General features: G+C 68.2%; 1 protein-coding gene and 1 pseudogene. Both read left to right on the forward strand.

Annotation, left to right across the window (positions count from 1 at the left end; genetic code table 11):
* Positions 1-624, forward strand: a 624-nt coding sequence (locus ACWF62_RS20515; protein ID WP_452631256.1) for a hypothetical protein, incomplete at its 5' end; no start/stop codon positions are given.
* 66 nt (positions 625-690) lie between these two features.
* Positions 691-1,245, forward strand: a pseudogene (locus ACWF62_RS20520) (hypothetical protein); the annotation flags it as partial.

Here is a 1,245-nt window from a genome sequence, read left to right on the forward strand (position 1 = left end):
CTGTACAACCGCACCAACGAGGGCGCCAACCTGCCCATCACCCTGGAGAACAACGTCTCCTATGCCAACGGCCGGCTCTCCAACGGCTACAACGAGGACAGCAACACCGGCAACGGCTTCAAGCTCGGCGGCGAGGGCCTGCCCGTGGACCACGTGGTGCGCTGCAACATCGCCTACGACAACAACATGGACGGCTTCTCGGACAACTTCAACCCCGGGCGGCTGACCCTCACCAACAACACCGCCTTCGACAACAAGCGGTTCAACTACCTCATGCGCTTCAGCCCCTACTTCTCCCCGGAGGAGCAGGGCGTCTACCGCGACAACCTCTCCTTCCGGACCCCGGGCGGCCGGGGCGGCGACGAGCCGGAGACGGACTTCATCGCCGGGGACGTCGATCGCACCAATGTGCTCTTCGACGGCGAGCGGGCCACGAACGCGGACGGTACGACGGTCGCGACGGCCGCCGACTTCCGCTCCCTCGAACTGCCGGAGCGGTACGCGCGCGGCCGGGACGGCACCCCTGAGCACGGTGATTTCCTGCGCCCGGCGCAGCGTTCCCCGCTGAACAAGGCCGGTACGCACCGGTCGGTGATCGGGGCGCTGGACGGCACGCGGCGCTGAGCGCGGCCACGGCGTCCCCCGGGGTCCCTTTGACCCCGGGGGACGCCGTAGGCAACGCTGATCACTGTGGCAACTCCCTTAACATTAACTCCCGTTGGTGAACAGTGGCCCGAGCGCACGCCGGGGCCGGAACACATCTACCCTCTCCACGGTCCCGACTTCGCGCGTGACCCCTTCTCGTACTACGACAACCTGCGCCGCCACGTCGGCGCGGTGGTGCCGGTATCGCTGGAGGAGACCCACCGCATCCGCGGCTATCTCGTCATCGATCACTCGGCCCAACTGGAGATCCTCCGGGACCAGCAGCAGATCTGGACCCGCGACCCGCGCTGGTACCGCGATCTCGCCGAAGGCGTCCTGCCCGCGGACCACCCGATCACGGCCCAACTCGTCCACCGCCGCGGCCGGCTGTGCTCCGACGGTGCCGAGCACGCCCGGTTGTCGGGCCCGGGAAACAAGGCGCTGGCCAGGATGGACACGCTGCGCGTCGGCGATCTCGTCGAGGAACTCGCCGACCAGCTCATCGACTCCTTCTTCCAGGGTGGGGACCCGGAGGCGGAAACCGTCGAGGTCGACATCCTGCGGCAGTTCGCGCTGCCGCTGCCCCTGCTGGTGCTGACG

This window comes from Rhodococcus sp. NPDC054953 (genome assembly GCF_053609225.1).